Origin of the sequence: Pseudomonas rhodesiae (assembly GCF_013285305.1) — a bacterium.
Lineage (GTDB): Bacteria > Pseudomonadota > Gammaproteobacteria > Pseudomonadales > Pseudomonadaceae > Aquipseudomonas > Aquipseudomonas rhodesiae.
Window position 1 is genome coordinate 4,362,369 of record NZ_CP054205.1, and the last position, 16,667, is coordinate 4,379,035.

The 16,667-nt window shown below is 60.2% G+C and carries 18 protein-coding genes; 10 read left to right on the plus strand and 8 right to left on the minus strand.

What is annotated here, in order from left to right; translation table 11 throughout:
- Positions 1-18: 18 nt before the first annotated feature.
- Entirely contained in the window at positions 19-1,224 is a 1,206-nt protein-coding gene (locus HRH33_RS19665) for an MFS transporter (RefSeq protein ID WP_167416884.1), read from the plus strand.
- Here HRH33_RS19665 and HRH33_RS19670 read toward each other — a convergent pair.
- The 3 genes from HRH33_RS19670 to HRH33_RS19680 all read right to left on the minus strand — a co-directional run bounded on the left by HRH33_RS19670 (position 1,136) and on the right by HRH33_RS19680 (position 4,061).
- Entirely contained in the window at positions 1,136-2,578 is a 1,443-nt protein-coding gene (locus tag HRH33_RS19670; protein ID WP_040269065.1) for an NCS1 family nucleobase:cation symporter-1, read from the minus strand. The genes HRH33_RS19665 and HRH33_RS19670 overlap by 89 nt on opposite strands.
- A 195-nt stretch (positions 2,579-2,773) precedes the next feature.
- Positions 2,774-3,172 carry a DUF2177 family protein gene (locus tag HRH33_RS19675; protein WP_034138904.1) on the minus strand — a complete coding sequence of 133 codons (399 nt, stop codon included), beginning with the start codon at positions 3,170-3,172 and terminating at the stop codon, positions 2,774-2,776.
- 52 nt (positions 3,173-3,224) lie between these two features.
- Entirely contained in the window at positions 3,225-4,061 is an 837-nt protein-coding gene (locus tag HRH33_RS19680; protein WP_034099624.1) for a CvfB family protein, read from the minus strand.
- A gap of 322 nt (positions 4,062-4,383) precedes the next feature.
- Between HRH33_RS19680 and HRH33_RS19685 the strand changes: the two genes are divergently transcribed.
- From HRH33_RS19685 to HRH33_RS19695, 3 genes are all read left to right on the plus strand, one after another.
- Positions 4,384-4,563 carry a hypothetical protein gene (locus tag HRH33_RS19685; protein WP_003193095.1) on the plus strand — a complete coding sequence of 60 codons (180 nt, stop codon included), beginning with the start codon at positions 4,384-4,386 and terminating at the stop codon, positions 4,561-4,563.
- Positions 4,564-4,769: 206 nt separating this feature from the next.
- Positions 4,770-5,492 (plus strand): TorF family putative porin, encoded by a 723-nt coding sequence (locus tag HRH33_RS19690; RefSeq protein WP_034138905.1) that lies wholly within the window; start codon positions 4,770-4,772, stop codon positions 5,490-5,492.
- 66 nt (positions 5,493-5,558) lie between these two features.
- Complete coding sequence (locus HRH33_RS19695; RefSeq protein WP_167416883.1) at positions 5,559-6,425, plus strand: DUF6279 family lipoprotein; 867 nt, start codon at positions 5,559-5,561, stop codon at positions 6,423-6,425.
- Between the two features lie 33 nt (positions 6,426-6,458).
- Here the strand turns inward: HRH33_RS19695 and HRH33_RS19700 are convergent, their stop codons facing one another.
- Positions 6,459-6,860: a hypothetical protein gene (locus HRH33_RS19700; RefSeq protein WP_034114778.1), complete on the minus strand. Its 402-nt coding sequence runs from the start codon at positions 6,858-6,860 to the stop codon at positions 6,459-6,461.
- A gap of 155 nt (positions 6,861-7,015) precedes the next feature.
- Between HRH33_RS19700 and HRH33_RS19705 the strand changes: the two genes are divergently transcribed.
- Positions 7,016-7,291 (plus strand): hypothetical protein, encoded by a 276-nt coding sequence (locus HRH33_RS19705; protein WP_034099632.1) that lies wholly within the window; start codon positions 7,016-7,018, stop codon positions 7,289-7,291.
- A 49-nt stretch (positions 7,292-7,340) separates the two neighbouring features.
- Here HRH33_RS19705 and HRH33_RS19710 read toward each other — a convergent pair whose 3' ends face one another.
- Positions 7,341-8,687, minus strand: a complete 1,347-nt coding sequence (locus HRH33_RS19710) for a DEAD/DEAH box helicase (RefSeq protein WP_016979359.1) — start codon at positions 8,685-8,687, stop codon at positions 7,341-7,343.
- Between the two features lie 193 nt (positions 8,688-8,880).
- Between HRH33_RS19710 and HRH33_RS19715 the strand changes: the two genes are divergently transcribed.
- Positions 8,881-10,179, plus strand: coding sequence for a mechanosensitive ion channel family protein (locus HRH33_RS19715; RefSeq protein ID WP_034099634.1), 1,299 nt, complete (start codon positions 8,881-8,883; stop codon positions 10,177-10,179).
- Here the strand turns inward: HRH33_RS19715 and HRH33_RS19720 are convergent.
- The 3 genes from HRH33_RS19720 to HRH33_RS19730 all read right to left on the minus strand — a co-directional run bounded on the left by HRH33_RS19720 (position 10,176) and on the right by HRH33_RS19730 (position 12,313).
- Positions 10,176-11,045, minus strand: a complete 870-nt coding sequence (locus HRH33_RS19720; protein WP_034099636.1) for a carboxylate/amino acid/amine transporter — start codon at positions 11,043-11,045, stop codon at positions 10,176-10,178. The genes HRH33_RS19715 and HRH33_RS19720 overlap by 4 nt on opposite strands.
- A 202-nt stretch (positions 11,046-11,247) precedes the next feature.
- Positions 11,248-11,847, minus strand: coding sequence for an FMN-dependent NADH-azoreductase (locus tag HRH33_RS19725; protein ID WP_034114781.1), 600 nt, complete (start codon positions 11,845-11,847; stop codon positions 11,248-11,250).
- Between the two features lie 151 nt (positions 11,848-11,998).
- A complete protein-coding gene (locus tag HRH33_RS19730) occupies positions 11,999-12,313 on the minus strand; it encodes a 3-phosphoglycerate kinase (RefSeq protein WP_094064975.1) in 315 nt (104 codons plus the stop codon).
- Between the two features lie 49 nt (positions 12,314-12,362).
- Between HRH33_RS19730 and HRH33_RS19735 the strand changes: the two genes are divergently transcribed.
- The 4 genes from HRH33_RS19735 to HRH33_RS19750 all read left to right on the plus strand — a co-directional run bounded on the left by HRH33_RS19735 (position 12,363) and on the right by HRH33_RS19750 (position 16,586).
- Positions 12,363-13,286, plus strand: a complete 924-nt coding sequence (locus HRH33_RS19735; protein ID WP_094064976.1) for a PA3225 family LysR-type transcriptional regulator — start codon at positions 12,363-12,365, stop codon at positions 13,284-13,286.
- A gap of 14 nt (positions 13,287-13,300) precedes the next feature.
- A complete protein-coding gene (locus HRH33_RS19740) occupies positions 13,301-14,104 on the plus strand; it encodes an alpha/beta fold hydrolase (protein WP_034138907.1) in 804 nt (267 codons plus the stop codon).
- 3 nt (positions 14,105-14,107) lie between these two features.
- A complete protein-coding gene (locus HRH33_RS19745; RefSeq protein WP_167416882.1) occupies positions 14,108-14,671 on the plus strand; it encodes a peptidylprolyl isomerase in 564 nt (187 codons plus the stop codon).
- A gap of 82 nt (positions 14,672-14,753) precedes the next feature.
- Positions 14,754-16,586, plus strand: a complete 1,833-nt coding sequence (locus HRH33_RS19750) for an ABC transporter ATP-binding protein (RefSeq protein ID WP_167416881.1) — start codon at positions 14,754-14,756, stop codon at positions 16,584-16,586.
- The last annotated feature ends 81 nt before the right edge of the window (positions 16,587-16,667 follow it).

Consider the following 16,667-nt stretch of genomic DNA (forward strand, 5'->3'; position numbering starts at 1 on the left):
TTGCAGGAACCCCTGACCATGTCGCCGTTAATCCGCTTACTCGCCAGCTTCATCGCCTTGATGATGGCTATGGGCATTGGCCGTTTCGCGCTCACTCCGCAACTGCCCCACCTACTGAATGAAGGCCAGATCGACCTGACTGACGCGGGCCTGATCGCGGCCGCCAACTACCTGGGCTATTTCGTCGGCGCAGTGGATTCGATGTTCGCCCGCAGCCATCAGCATATTCGCGGCCGTCTGTACGGCGGCTTATGGCTGTGTGTGCTGCTGACCGTGGCCTCGTCTTGGGCCCATGGCTTTTGGGCGCATTTGTTACTCCGATTCGGCACGGGAGTGGCGAGCGCGTGGGCGTTGGTGATGATCACCAGCCTGAGCCAACCCCTGGCGCTTGCCGCCGGCCGCCCGCGCTTGGGGGCACTGGTATTTGCCGGACCGGGGCTGGGGATTCTGCTGACGGGGGTGCTGGCACTGGTCGCCAACCATCTGGGGCAAAGTAGCGCAACACTGTGGCGGGTGTATGGCGGCGTGGCGTTGGTGATGCTGCTGGCGATTCTGCCGTTCCTGCCGCCGGTCAAGGCAACCGCCGCGCCAGGGGCCGAAGTCAGCGCTGGCCGCAATGGCAGCATCACGCATCTGTGCTGGGTTTACGTGCTGTACGGGGTGGGCTACATCATCCCGGCGACCTTTCTGTCGCAAATGGCCAGTGCACAATTGAAGGGCGCCTGGCAGGCCGATCTGTTCTGGCCCTGCTTTGGCCTGGCATCGGCCCTTGGCGTGGTGGCCGCGAGCCTGCGCCGCACGGATGCGCACACTACCCGCCGTTGGCTGATGACGACCTTGTGGCTGCAAGCGGCCGGGGTGTTCGCCTGCCTGCTGGGCAATGGCTGGGGCCTGGCCTTGGGCGTGCTGCTGTGCGGCGGGCCGTTCCTGGCCTGCATGCAGCTGGTGATGGCGCGTCTGCGAGAGATCGCGCCCCACGGCTACCAGCGCAACACTGGGCTGCTCACCGCCAGCTTCGCCATCGGGCAATTGAGCGGCCCGTTGCTGGCCTCGATCAGCAGCCATGTGAGCGGCGGTTTGCAGCCAGCGTTGGTAATCGCCGGTGCAGGTCTGTTAGTGGCGGGCGGGATCGTCCTCAGCTCGCAACCAACGGCACCGGCACGCGACCCTGCTCGCGTCGCGCCAGCACCAGAAAGAACAGGCCGCCCAGCAAACATCCAGTGAACCAAGCGAAGTTGGCCAGGCCCTGCAATGCCGGGGTGAAGGTGATCGCAACGCCCACCAGCGTGGCGGGCACCAAGGCCTTGACGGCTGTCCAGTTCACACCTCCGTCGAAGTAATAGCGCCCGCTCGGGCTGTCATCGAACAGCGCATCCACATCGATCCGTTGTTTTTTGATCAGGTAGAAGTCCACCAGCAGGATGCCGAACAGCGGCCCGATGAACGCCGCGAGAATATCCAGGGTGTAGTGGATCATCAGCGGGTTATTGAACAGGTTCCACGGGGTGATGAAGATCGAGGCCACCGCCGCGATCATGCCCCCGGCGCGCCAGCTGATTTTGCTCGGCGCGACGTTGGCGAAGTCGAACGCCGGGGACACGAAGTTGGCGACGATATTGATGCCGATGGTGGCGGTTACAAATGCAAAGGCACCGAGCAGAACAGCCATGCTGTTATCGATCCGCGAGACAGTGGCTATGGGGTCATGCAGCATCTCGCCAAACACCGGTAAGGTGCCTGAAACAATCACCACGGTGACCAGGGAAAACGCCAGAAAATTCACCGGCAGGCCCCAGAAATTACCGCGTCGCACGTCCTGCATGCTGCGGCAGTAGCGGCTGAAATCGCCGAAATTCAGGGTGGGCCCAGAAAAGTACGACACCACCAACGCCGTGGCGACGATCACCTGGCCAAACGCCTGCCAACCCGACAGGGATTTTTCCGCCAGGGTGAAACTGATATTCGCCCAACCCGCCTTCCACACAATCCAGCCGGCCAGGATAAACATCACGGCGTACACCACAGGGCCCGCCCAATCGATAAAACGGCGAATGGATTCCATCCCCGCCCAGAACACGGCGGCTTGCAGCACCCATAGGCTGAGAAAACCAAACCAGCCCAGGTAGGAGAGGCCCGCGAAATGCGGCTCGGCATAGACCGCCATTTGTGGGAAGAATCGCAGTACCACGATGATCAAGGCACTCGACGCCAAGTAGGTCTGAATGCCGTACCACGCCACGGCGATCAGGCCGCGAATCACCGCGGGAATATTCGCACCGAACACCCCGAACGCCAGCCGGCAGATCACCGGGTAAGGCACTGCCGCCTGCTGGCTGGGCTTGGCCACCAGATTGGCGATCAATTGCACGATACAGATGCCGGCGAGCAAGGCGATCAACACCTGCCAACTGGCCAGCCCCAGCGCGAACAGGCTGGCGGCGAACACGTAGCCGCCGACGCTGTGCACGTCACTCATCCAGAAGGCGAAGATGTTGTACCAGGTCCACTTTTGCGGGAGTGGACCAAGGTCCTGGTTGTATAGGCGTGGGCTGTAGCCGTTGGGCAATTGTTCGGTCATCGCTGGCTCCTCGTCATACCGGCCTGCGCTGCCGTAGCGGGTGCATACGGGAGGCGGCATGGTTTGTATACGAGATCGTCAGCAGATTACGTGCCAATGGCACACAATCCCTGTGATACGGCACTTCACGAGGATCAGCGAACCTTAGTCAGCGACACTTCGCTCAGCAACGGTGCAGATTTATCCTGTACACAATCATCGGTGCACCCGATGTGCACACACGTAACCCACCGTGCAGCAGGCCGCCGTGAGGAAGGTGCCCCACGCCATGTCCATCACTGCCAGTTGAGCGGACCAACCCTGCAACGTGGCCCAGTTGCTCAGATCATAGGTGCCATACGCCACCAGGCCCAACAACGCGCCCAAGCGCGCCGCGCGCTGCCAACTAACACTGGGCAGCACCACGAACACCACGCAGCCGAGCACATACAAGAGATAGAAGAGCACCGCGGGCAACAGCCGAGGTTGATCGAGCATCAGAGGGCCCAGCAGGGATTTGTAGGTGGGGCCCATAAGGACGCCGAGCCAGAGGCCGTCCAGAATCAAAAAGGCGAGCAACGTGCCCAGGTAGGCAAACAGGGTTTTCTTGGTCATGGAAACAGCCTCTGTAGGCGCCAATCAGCGCCTACAGAAGAGCAAAACACCCTCAGCTTAGTTCAATGCGATCGGCATGAATCACGATCTGGCCCTGTTTGTAGAGCGCGCCGATGGCTTTCTTGAAGTTGCCTTTGCTCACGCCGAATAAGTTGCTGATCACCGCCGGGTCGCTTTTATCGCTGACCGGCAAGGTGCCGTTGTTTTCGCGCAACTTGGCGAGGATCTTCGAGTTCAGGCTGGAGGCTGCTTCCTGACCGACCGGTTGCAGGCTCAGGCTGATGTTGCCGTCGGCGCGGATCTCCTTGATAAAGCCTTTCTCTTCCTTGCCGGGTCGCAGGAATTTGAACACTTCGTTCTTGTGGATCAAGCCCCAGTGCTTGTTGTTGATGATCGCCTTGAAACCCATATCGGTGGCTTCGGCCACCAGCAGATCGACTTCCTGGCCCACCTGGTAGTTGGCGGGTGTCTTGTCCAGGTAACGGTCGAGGCGCGCGGTGGCGGTGATGCGCTTAGTGTGCTTGTCGAGATAGACATGCACCACGCAATACTCACCCGCGCTCAACTGACGCTTTTCTTCCGAGTAAGGCAGCAACAAATCTTTGGGCAGCCCCCAATCGAGGAATACACCAATGCTGTTGACTTCCACTACTTTCAAACTGGCGAACTCGCCCACTTGAACTTTGGGCTTTTCAGTTGTAGCGATAAGTTTGTCATCGCTGTCCAGATAAATAAAAACGTTAAGCCAGTCTTCATCTTCACTGGGAATATCTTTGGGGATATACCGATTAGGCAAGAGGATTTCACCGTCTTGCGCACCATCGAGGTACAAACCAAAGTTAGTGTGTTTAACCACTTGCAAGCTGTTGTAGCGCCCGACTAAAGCCATTTCCAAACCCCTCGTTACGTGGGCGGCATTCTACCCGAGTTGTGCCCGCCACGCGCGCACGCCTGAAAAATCCAGGGGTTGCGTGGCTTTCTACTGGCCCTGCCCCGCTCGTCAGATCATCCCGATGAATTTTGCCCGGAGCGCCAGGCCAGTCGTTCCAGGGCTTTCCAGTTAAAACAGTAAGTTAGCGGGTTATTCATCGGCCCAACTTTGCCCATTTTCAACCAGGCGTTTTATTCTCAGGGGATATTTACCAAGCAATTGTCAAGTATTTCATGTACGATGCCTGGCCAAGTTAATTCTCTACAGGTTAGTGGCCGCCATGCGTGTAAAAGCATCCAACAGCAAAGCAAAGCCAGCTCCCGCCGTTGAAACCAGCGAATCGATCAACAGCCAGATTGCTGCGTTCCTTAAATCCGGTGGCGAAATCCAGCAAATTGCCAAGGGCGTAAGCGGCCAGACTTTCGGCCCGTCCAAGCAGATCAGCCTGGGCAAGAAGTAACACTCTCGCAACACACCTGGTCCCTAAGCGCCTTGCCTTCAAGGCGCTAGGACTAGCGTCGGTACCACCCTCTTATTGCATTCAATAGCACCCTAATCGACGAACGGACCTCACCGACCGCTATTCGCCGGTATCCTTGCACGCGTCTAGCGCGGGCATCTGCCCGATTTTTCCGTCACTGCTCCTCGCTTTTCATGGAGTGAAGCATGTTTAAACCCTGCATATTCCTGATCACTGCCCTGGTCGCCAGCCCTCTGGCCGAAGCGCAAATCTTCCAACGCGAATTGGGCGACTTCGACCTGAAACTGGGTACAACCCCCAGCCGCAGCATGGCTCAGGGCCTGGTCAAGCCGACGTCGCCGGGCAGTGATTCGTTCCATGGCGGCCTGGATCTGAGCCACGACAGCGGCCTGTATTTCGGCCAGTTCTCGCCGAACATGGGGCTATCCTCCTCCAGCAACCTCGAAATCGATTCCTATATGGGCTTCAAACACCCTTTCGATCAGACCCTGGGCTACGAAGTCGGCTTGATCCACTACAGCTACCCCACCCTCAGCCCGCTCAACAGCCAGGAGTTCTACGGAGGTCTGAACCTGCTCGGCAATCGTTTCGGCGCTTCCTTCAGCAACGACCCGGACCGCCAGGACAGCACCCTCTTTGCCGACCTTAGCGGCACACAGCCGTTCGGGATCGGGGTAAGCATGAAGTACACCACCCATCAGTTGGGCTCGCCGGTTTCGGTGGATGGCGGCTCTATCAGCAGTTTCAGCGACTGGTCGGTGCAGTTTTCCCGCGCCTGGAAGGGCATCGACCTGGACCTGATCTACAGCGATTCCAGCCTCAGCGGCGGCAATTGCTCCGCCTACTCCGGGCACAACGCGCAATGCGATGGCCTGCTGACTCTCAAGGCCGTGCGCTCGTTTTATTGATGGGCTGAACTGTCGGACCCGGCCAGGGTTCACATGCACAAGTCCCCTCTGTGCAAGGATCCGCTCATGCTGCGTCGGCTCAAACTATTGGTGGTAGTACTGACCCTGAGCCTGGTGCTCGCCGGCTGCAATCGCGTGGGCCTGGCCTATCGCAATCTGGACGTGATCATCCCCTGGACCCTCAATGACTACCTGGACATGAACGCCGGGCAGAAGAGCTGGTTCAACGACACACTCAAAGAACACCTGGCCTGGCATTGCACCACGCAACTGCCGGGTTACCTGGACTGGCTGGACCGCCTGCAACAGATGGTCGACGCCAATCAAGTCACGGACGCCGCGCTGCAAACCCGCACCGTCGAGGCCAAACAAGCGATTGCCGAAGTAGCACGAGAAATCACCCCGTCGGCCATCGAGCTGCTGCAAGGGCTGGACGATGAGCAGGTCGAGGACATGAACGCCGCGTTGGCCAAAGACTTGCGCAAGCGTCAGGACGAATACCTCAAACCCCCGCTGCAACAGCAGATCAAGGAGCGCGCCGAACGCATGCGCAAGCGCCTGGACAGCTGGATGGGCCCGCTCAGCCCCAGCCAGCAAGCCCGCGTCCTGGCCTGGTCGGTCGCGCTGGGTAAGCAGAATGAGCAGTGGATCGGCAACCGCGCCCATTGGCAGGCGCAGTTTATCGACGCGGTCCAGCAACGCCGAAGTGCCGATTTCCCACAAAAGATGCAGCAACTGCTGGTGGACCGTGAAAGCCTATGGACCCCGCAGTACCGCGCCGCCTACGCCCAGACTGAAGCGCAAGCGCGAAGCCTGATCGTCGACTTGATGGCCGATAGCACGCCGCAACAGCGGTTAAAACTCACCCAGAAAATAGACGGCGTGCGCAGCGACTTCAAGGCACTCAAGTGCCTCAAGGCCGCTGCCCGTTGAAATGCGGGCTGCCATCGCAACTCGGCAACGATCCTAGATCGCGCCGCCTGCAATCGCCGCTTCGGAAGCCACGCGATCAAAGGTTTCAGGGTCCAATGCGTCTTCCTGCTCGTCCATGACCTGACGCGGATGAGCGTTGCCAGGAATGGAGCTGTCAATCAGGGACAGCAGGCTCGCTCCCCGTGGGGTCAAAATGAAATTCTCGCCGTTACCGCCCTGTTCTTCCGGGCGCGATTCGATAAAGCCGCGCTTGAACAGCAGCGCTTCATAGTCGGCAGCGGTCTTTTTCAGCGCATCCAGGTTGCCAATGGACTCACCGGCCGTGGCCTTGTCGGCGGCTTCCTGCTCCGCATATTTGCGTGGGGCGAAGCTGCCCTCGCCGTTCTGCACTTCGTGCAGCAAACGTTCGATCAAATCCCAGTTGTAAGTCGTCATCCTGATTCCTCCTGCGGGCGTGAGCAAAAGTGGCCCGTCAGCAGGTGTGACCTGTCACGTCGGCAGCCGTTCAGCCGAATGGACGGGCGCCATTTCTCTGAACTTTCCAGACGTTCGCCCCCTCAACTGCGTACCAACGCCAAGGAGGTCGCCCCATGAAAACCCTGATGAATCTGACCGTCGCCGCCGCTCTGCTCACCGCCCTGCCGACCTGGGCCTGTACGCCGGAAGAAGCCACCGCCAAGCGCGAGGAGCTGGCCAAGCAAGTGACCCGGCTCACCGAACAGAACCCAGCCAAGGCCAAGGAGATGAACGACGAACTGCAGAAAATGGACCTGGACACCGAGAGCGCGGAGTTCCCCGACAAATGCCAGTTGATCGACGCGCGCCTCAAAGAACTGAAAGAGGCCGCCGCCAAGGCCGAAAACTGAGCCCATAAAAAAACCGGACATCGTCCGGTTTTTTTATATCGCCCCAGGCTTATTCAGCAGCTGGCGCTTCGGGTTTGCGGCGCTTGAGCGGGGCCATGCCGTCCTTGCTTACCAACGACAGGTTGTCGGTCTTCGGGCGGTTGGCGATCTTGCGTTTGGTCGGCGACTTGGCGCCGGTTTTCTTCTTGTCGCCCTTGGCGTCGGTCTTTTTCTTCTTCACGCCGACGGCCTTGCCCGACGCCTTGACCTTCTTCGGCCCGGTGTAGGTGCCTTTGACTTCCTTGATGGTGCGGCGCTCGAACGACTGCTTGAGGTAGCGTTCGATACTCGACATCAGGTTCCAGTCGCCGTGGCAGATCAGCGAGATGGCCAGGCCATCGTTACCGGCCCGCCCGGTGCGGCCGATACGGTGCACGTATTCGTCGCCGCTGCGCGGCATGTCGAAGTTGATCACCAGGTCGAGGCCGTCCACATCCAGGCCACGGGCGGCCACGTCGGTGGCCACCAGGATCTTCACACCGCCGGCCTTGAGGCGGTCGATGGCGAGCTTGCGATCTTTCTGGTCTTTCTCGCCGTGCAGCACGAACGCCTTGTATTCCTGGGCGACCAGGCGGCCGTAGATGCGGTCGGCGGCGGCGCGGGTGTTGGTGAACACAATGGCTTTCTGATAGGTCTCGTTGGCCAGCAGCCAGTTGAGGATCTGTTCTTTGTGCACATTGTGGTCGGCGGTGACGATCTGCTGACGCGTGGTGGCGTTGAGGTCGCTGACGTTGTTGACCTGCAGGTGTTCCGGGTTGTTCAGCACCTTGGCGACCATGTCGCGCAGGGTCGAACCGCCAGTGGTAGCGGAGAACAACATGGTCTGCTGACGGTTGACGCACTCGCCCACCAGGCGCTGCACGTCGTCGGCAAAGCCCATGTCGAGCATGCGGTCGGCTTCGTCGAGCACCAGCACTTCGACTTCCTTGAGGTCCAGGTTGCCGGCGTTGAGTTGTTCGATCATGCGCCCTGGCGTGCCGATCAGAATGTCCGGCACCTTGCGCAGCATGGCGGCCTGCACCTTGAAGTCTTCACCGCCGGTGATGATGCCGGACTTGATGAAGGTGAACTGCGAGAAGCGTTCGACTTCCTTCAGGGTCTGCTGGGCCAGCTCGCGGGTCGGCAGCAGGATCAGGGTCTTGATGCTGACGCGGACCTTGGCCGGGCCAATCAAACGATTCAGGACCGGCAGGACGAACGCGGCGGTCTTGCCGCTACCGGTTTGCGCTGTCACCCGCAGGTCACGCCCTTCGAGCGCGAGCGGGATGGCCGCGGCTTGCACAGGCGTAGGCTCGACAAATTTAAGCTCGGCCACGGCTTTGAGCAGGCGTTCGTGCAGGGCGAATTGGGAAAACACGGGTGCTACCTCGAAGAAATGCAAAATATCAGCTGCATAGGGTAACGGTTTCGGGCGTCCAAACCGAGTTTCTTTACGCGAACGGGCCCAATCAGGCGTTTTTTTGTGCTTGATTGTGTCGGCGACGTCAACTTTGGCGCACTCAGGTGCTCTAATCGCCCCCGACTTGTCTTACCGAGGAATTGCCTTATTCATGGATATCAAACAGCTCTGGCGCAACGTCCAAGACCTTTGGGACGCACTCGACCAACATCCCATGCTGCATGCGGGCCTGGGCTTGCTGGTATTGCTGGTGGTGGCCCTGGTGCTGGGTCGCGTGGCGCGCTACCTGATCCTGCACGCGGTCAAACTGCTCGGGCGCCAACCGGCCCTGCACTGGCTCAACGACCTGCGGCATAACAAGGTTTTCCATCGTCTGGCGCAGATGACACCGTCTCTGGTGATTCAGTTCGGCCTGTACCTGGTGCCCGACCTGAGCAAGACCGCCACGTTGTTCATCGGCAACGTGGCCCTGGCGTTCACCATCCTGTTCCTGGTGCTGGCCATAAGCGCCCTGCTCAACGCCCTGCTGGACATCTACGCCCGCACCGAACACGCACGCACCCGTTCGATCAAGGGCTATGTGCAATTGGCCAAGATGGTGCTGTTCGTGTTCGGCGCGATCATCATCGTTGCCACCCTGATCGACCGGTCGCCGCTGTTACTGTTGTCCGGCCTGGGTGCAATGTCGGCGGTGATCCTGTTGGTCTACAAGGACACGCTGCTGTCGTTCGTCGCCAGCGTGCAGTTGACCAGCAACGACATGCTGCGGGTCGGCGACTGGATCGAAATGCCCCAGGTCGGCGCCGACGGCGATGTGGTGGACATCACCTTGCACACGGTGAAAGTGCAGAACTTCGATAAGACCATCGTCTCCATCCCCACCTGGCGCTTGATGTCCGAATCGTTCAAAAACTGGCGCGGCATGCAAGCCTCGGGCGGGAGGCGTATCAAGCGCAGCCTGTTCATCGATGCCAGCGGCGTGCGCTTCCTGCGTGACGACGAAGAAGTGCGCATGACCCAGGTGCACCTGCTCACCGACTACATCAGCCGCAAGCAAGCCGAACTCAGGGCCTGGAACCAAGCCCAGGGTCACAGCGCGCAGTTGTCGGCCAACCGCCGGCGCATGACCAACCTCGGCACCTTCCGCGCCTACGCGCTGGCCTACCTGAAAAGCCACCCGGACATCCAGCCGAACATGACCTGCATGGTCCGCCAGATGCAGACCACCGCCCAAGGCGTGCCGCTGGAAATCTACTGCTTTACCCGCACCACGGCGTGGGCCGATTACGAACGAATCCAGGGCGATATCTTCGATTACCTGCTGGCGGTGTTGCCGGAGTTCGGCCTGAGCCTGTACCAGCAACCCAGTGGCAACGATCTGCGGGCGGGGATGCTACCGGCGGTGGCGGGCGCCAGTCATTTAGCAGCCCCGGATTACCCGGCGGTTTAAGCCAGCGAGCGGTTGGGCGCCTTGACGCCCAACCGACTGATCCAAACCGCCCCCACAATCACCAGCCCGCCCAAGGCCAACCGACCCAGCGGCTCGTGCTGGTTCCAGATCAACAGGTTGAGCAACAACCCAACCGGTACGTGCAAGTTATTCATCACCGCCAGGGTGCCGCCGTTGACCAGGCATGCGCCCTTATTCCACCAGTACAGGCCCAATGCCGTGCTGACCAGGCCGAGGAACACCAGCACACCCCATTGCAGCGGCGCTTGCGGCAGAAAATCAGCTTTGCCGAACAACAGGAACGCCGGCAACACCACCAGCAATGCGCCAAGGTAGAAATAGCCGAAGCGTCGGTAGTGCGGCAGGTCGCTCGGGTAGCGCGCCACCAGGTGTTTGTACATGACCTGCCCGGCGGCATAGGTGAAGTTGGCCAATTGCAGCAGCAAAAAGCCCATCAGGAAGTGCGGGGTGACCTGGTCGAAGCGAATCACTGCCGCACCCGCCACCGCCACCAGGGCAGCCAGCAATGCCCAGGGATTAAAGCGGCGGTTGAGAGCATCTTCGATCAGGGTCACATGCAGTGGCGTGAGGATGGTGAACAGCAGCACCTCCGGCACGGTAAGCACGCGAAAGCTCAGGTACAGGCACACGTAGGTCACGCCGAACTGCAGCGCGCCGATCACCAGCATGCCGCGCATGAACGCCGGCTCCACCGAACGCCAGCGCGTCAGCGGGATAAACACCAGCCCGGCCAGTACCACGCGCACCAGCACCGCGAAGTAGCTGTCGACGTGACCGGCGAGGTATTCGCCGATCAAGCTGAAGGAAAATGCCTGAATCAGGGTGACAACCAGTAGATAGCCCATGCGCGCCTCGTTTCGAATGGGCGGGACATTAAAGCTTTTCGTCGCAGGACGAAACTCGGGGCAAAAAAAACCCGACCTCGCTAAAGCGTCAGTCGGGCAGGAGCACTCAGGAGCACAAGTGCAAAGGGAGGTTCGTTACGCGTACTTGAAGGGTTGGCGTGCAGCGATATAAACACCGCGGGATTATCTGGCGATTAAAGCTTCACACCACCTGGGCCAGCTGGGCCTTGGCGTGATTGATGCCTTTTTCCTGGAAGTCACCGCTCAGGTTCACCCCTTCGGCATGAATAAAAGCGACCTCATGAATCCCGATAAAGCCCATGACCTGCCGCAGATACGGTTCCTGATGATCAGAGCTGGCGCCGGTATGAATGCCACCGCGCGCGGTGAGCACAATGGCGCGCTTGCCGGTCAGCAGGCCCTGGGGCCCGGTGGGGGTGTATTTGAACGTGACCCCAGCGCGCAATACGTGATCCAGCCAGGCTTTCAAGGTGCTGGGGATGGCAAAGTTGTACATCGGCGCGGCCAGTACCAGCACGTCGGCGGCCAACAGCTCATCGGTCAATTCGTTGGAGCGGTCCAGAGAGATCTGTTCGTCGTCGTTGCGCTGTTCCGACGGTTTCATCCAGCCGCCGAGCAGGTTGGCGTCCAAATGCGGAACCGGGTTGAGGGCCACGTCGCGCACGGTGATCCGGTCCGCCGGGTGGGCGGCCTGCCATTGGCTGATGAACTGCTGAGTGAGTTGGCGGGAAATGGAATCCTGCTGGCGTGCACTGCTTTCGATGATCAGAACGTTGGACATGGCTATGTAGGCTCCATCTGAAACTGCTGTAAGTCGATGGAGAAAAGATTAACCAGGGCTCATTCGATAAAAAAGCGCAAAAAACTGCTATAACCCATCTAGAAATTTGTTGATAAGCGGAGTATCCCTGTTGGCCTGCTCCGCTGATGCGTCATTTCGGGGTGCAGGTCAGGGCGATACGCATCTTGATAATCGCGCGGTTGAATTTGACCGTGGTGTTGGTGCTCTTGCCGGCCGGTACCAAGACGGTACGCCGACGCGGCGACTCCGGACCGTTGGTGAAGACTACCGAGCACTGGGCATCGTTGGTGCCGTAGTTATTCAGTTGAATCGAACTGATATCGGCATCCACGTCGGTCGCGGTGTAGTCCACGCTCACGCCGTCGATCTTTTTGCTCACATCGATAGGGTAGGCGAACGCGCTCAACGGCAGCAGCGCCAGCAGCACACAACAGAATTTTCTCATTCGGCAGTCTCCAATAAGGACCGCCAGCTTAGGACAAGAGGAACCCATCTTGAAAGCGCCCCGCGTTACCCTCGATCAATGGCGCACGCTGCAAGCGGTGGTCGACCATGGCGGCTTCGCCCAGGCGGCCGAAGCGCTGCACCGTTCGCAGTCTTCGGTGAGCTACACCGTAGCCCGCATGCAGGACCAACTCGGCGTGCCGCTGCTGCGCATCGACGGGCGCAAGGCTGTACTCACCGACGCCGGTGAAGTGCTGTTGCGCCGCTCGCGGCAACTGGTGAAAAACGCCAGCCAGTTGGAAGACCTCGCCCACCATATGGAGCAAGGCTGGGAAGCCGAAGTGCGCCTGGTGGTGGACGCCGCCTACCCCAACGCACGCCTGGTGCGCGCCTTGAGTGCGTTTATGCCGCAAAGCCGCGGTTGCCGCGTGCGCTTGCGTGAGGAAGTGCTGTCCGGCGTCGAAGAGCTGCTGATCGAAGGCGTGGCCGACCTGGCGATTTGCGGTTTCAGTATCCCCGGCTACCTGGGCACCGAGATGAGCGATGTGGAATTTGTCGCCGTGGCCCACCCCGAGCACACCCTGCACCGCATGAACCGCGCGCTGAGCTTCCAGGACCTGGAAAGCCAGATGCAAGTGGTGATCCGCGACTCCGGCCGCCAGCAGCCGCGGGATGTGGGCTGGCTCGGCGCCGAACAGCGCTGGACCGTCGGCAGCCTGGCCACGGCAGCGTCCTTTGTGGGCAGCGGCTTGGGCTTTGCCTGGTTGCCACGGCACATGATCGAACGCGAACTCGCCGAGGGCGTGCTCAAGCAGCTACCTTTGGAACAGGGCGGCAGCCGCCATCCCACGTTCTACCTCTATTCGAACAAAGACAAACCTTTGGGGCCGGCCACGCAGATCCTCGTGGAATTGCTGCGCACTTTCGACACCGCCCCGTTGGACGCCCCTTTCGCCGCCCCTCGACAAGCCTGAAACGGAGTTCAAGCATGCCCTGGTTCGACCATGACGACTGCAGCCTGCACTACGAGGAATACGGCCACGGCACCCCACTGATCTTGATTCATGGCCTGGGCTCCAGCAGCCAGGACTGGGAGCTGCAGCTGCCGGTGCTGTCCCGGCACTACCGCCTGATCGTGGTAGATGTACGCGGCCATGGGCGCTCCGACAAACCCCGCGAACGCTACAGCATCCCTGGCTTCAGCGCCGATCTGAGCGCACTGATAGAACACCTCGACCTGCCGCCGGCCCATGTGGTGGGGTTGTCGATGGGTGGCATGATTGCGTTTCAGTTGGCGGTGGACGAGCCCGGCAGCGTCCGCAGCCTGTGCATCGTCAACAGCGCGCCTGAGGTCAAGGTGCGCAGCGCCAATGACTATTGGCAATGGACCAAACGCTGGACGCTGGCCCGGGTGCTCAGCCTGAACACCATCGGCAAGGCTCTCGGTAACCGGCTGTTTCCCAAACCGCAGCAGGCCGACCTGCGGCGCAAGATGGCCGAACGCTGGGCAAAAAACGACAAACGTGCTTATCTCGCCAGCTTCGACGCCATTGTGGGCTGGGGCGTGCAGGAACGACTGTCCAGCATCGCCTGTCCAACCCTGGTCATCAGCGCCGACCACGACTACACCCCTGTGGCGCAAAAACAAATCTATGTAAAACTGCTGCCCGATGCGCGCCTGGTGGTCATCGAAGATTCCCGCCATGCCACGCCCTTGGATCAACCCGAGGTCTTTAACGCAACCCTGCTCGAATTTCTAAAGACCGTCGACACCACTGCTCAGGATCACTGACCCATGCTGAAAAAAATCGCCTTCTTTGCCGGTTCCGTTCTGTTCGCTGCCAACTTGATGGCGGCCCAGCCGGCCAAGGCGCCGCACGTTTTGATCTCCACCACCAATGGTGACATTGAAGTCGAACTGGACCCGGTCAAGGCGCCGATCAGTACCAAAAACTTCCTGGCCTACGTAGACAAAGGCTTTTACACCAACACCATTTTCCATCGCGTGATTCCGGGTTTCATGGTTCAGGGCGGGGGGTTCACTCCACAGATGCAGCAGAAAGACACCCAGCCGCCGATCAAGAACGAAGCCAGCAACGGCCTGCACAACGTGCGTGGCACGCTGTCGATGGCACGCACCTCCAACCCGGATTCGGCCACCAGCCAATTCTTCATCAACGTGGCTGACAATGCGTTCCTCGACCCAGGCCGTGACGCCGGTTACGCGGTATTCGCTAAAGTGGTCAAGGGCATGGACGTGGTCGACATCATCGTCAACTCCCAGACCACCACCAAGCAAGGCATGCAAAACGTGCCGATCGACCCTGTCGTGATCAAGTCGGCCAAGCGCATCGACTGACGTCTGCAGGATGCTCCGCGCACAGCCCACAAGGCTGTGCGCGCACCTGAAAGGAGAGCCCGCCCGGCGGGCGTCAACCCCAATGCTCTATCGTCGTTTCGAACAACTGATCGATATTTTCCGCGACGCGCCCAGCGCCGCACCACCTGACAAAGTCCTACCCTTCTACCTCTACTACCTGCGCCAAGTATGGCCGCATTTTGCCGCCCTGCTGGTGGTGGGCCTGATCGGTGCGCTGATCGAAGTCGCGCTGTTCAGCTACCTGAGCCGCATCATCGACCTGGCCCAGGGCACGCCGCCGGCGAATTTTTTCCAGGAGCACAGCAGCGAGCTGATATGGATGGCCGTGGTCGCCCTGTTGCTGCGCCCGATCTTCGGCGCCCTGCATGACCTGCTGGTGCATCAAACGATCAGCCCCGGCATGACCAGCCTGATCCGCTGGCAGAACCACAGCTACGTGCTCAAACAGAGCCTGAATTTCTTCCAGAACGACTTCGCCGGGCGGATCGCCCAGCGCATCATGCAAACCGGCAACTCGCTGCGCGATTCCGCCGTGGCGGCGGTGGATGCGATCTGGCACGTCGCGATTTATGCCATCAGCTCTCTGGTGCTGTTTGCCGAAGCGGACTGGCGCCTGATGATCCCACTGGTGACGTGGATCATCTGCTACAGCCTGGCGCTGCGGTATTTCGTGCCGCGGGTCAAAGAGCGCTCGGTGATTTCCTCCGAGGCGCGCTCCAAATTGATGGGGCGCATCGTCGATGGCTATACCAATATCACCACCTTGAAGCTGTTCGCGCACACCCAGTACGAGCAGCAATACGCCAAGGAAGCGATCATCGAGCAGACTGAAAAAACCCAGCTGGCCAGCCGTGTGGTCACCAGCATGGACATCGCGATTACCACCATGAACGGCCTGTTGATCGTCACTACCACGGGCCTGGCCCTGTGGTTATGGACGCAGTCGCTGATCTCGGTGGGCGCCATCGCCCTGGCCACGGGCCTGGTGATCCGCATCGTCAACATGTCCGGCTGGATCATGTGGGTGGTCAACGGTATTTTCGAAAACATCGGCATGGTGCAGGACGGGCTGAAAACCATCGCCCAACCGCTGGCCGTGGTCGACCGTGAAAACGCCCCGCGCCTGAGCGTGCCCCATGGCGAAGTGCGCTTCGAACAGGTGGACTTTCACTACGGCAAACAGAGCGGGATCATTGGCGACCTGAATCTGACCATCAAGGCCGGGGAGAAAATCGGCCTGATCGGGCCGTCCGGCGCGGGCAAATCGACCTTGGTCAACCTGCTGCTGCGCCTGTACGACCTGCAAGGTGGGCGCATCCTGATCGACGGCCAGAACATCGCCGAGGTGGCCCAGGAAACCTTGCGCGAGCAGATCGGCATGATCACCCAGGACACCTCGCTGCTGCACCGTTCGATCCGCGACAACCTGCTCTACGGCAAGCCTGACGCCACCGATGAAGAACTCTGGAGCGCGATCCACAAAGCCCGCGCCGATGAATTCATCCCGCTGCTGTCGGACGCCGAAGGCCGTACCGGGTTGGACGCTCACGTCGGCGAGCGCGGGGTGAAACTCTCCGGTGGGCAGCGCCAGCGCATCGCCATTGCGCGGGTCCTGCTCAAGGATGCACCGATCCTGATCATGGACGAGGCCACCTCGGCGCTGGACTCGGAAGTAGAAGCAGCGATCCAGGAAAGCCTGGAAACCCTGATGCAAGGCAAAACGGTGATCGCGATTGCCCACCGCCTGTCGACCATCGCCCGCATGGACCGCTTGGTGGTGCTGGAAAAAGGCCGGATCGCCGAGAGCGGCAGCCATGCCGAACTGTTGGCCCATGGCGGGCTGTATGCGCGGCTGTGGCAGCATCAAACCGGCGGCTTCGTCGGTATCGACTGAACACAACGCTGGTTGCACCGTCCGCCTGGCACTTTGCGCTGACCATGCTGTAATTCAGTGCAGTGCCCAGACGGGCGCTGA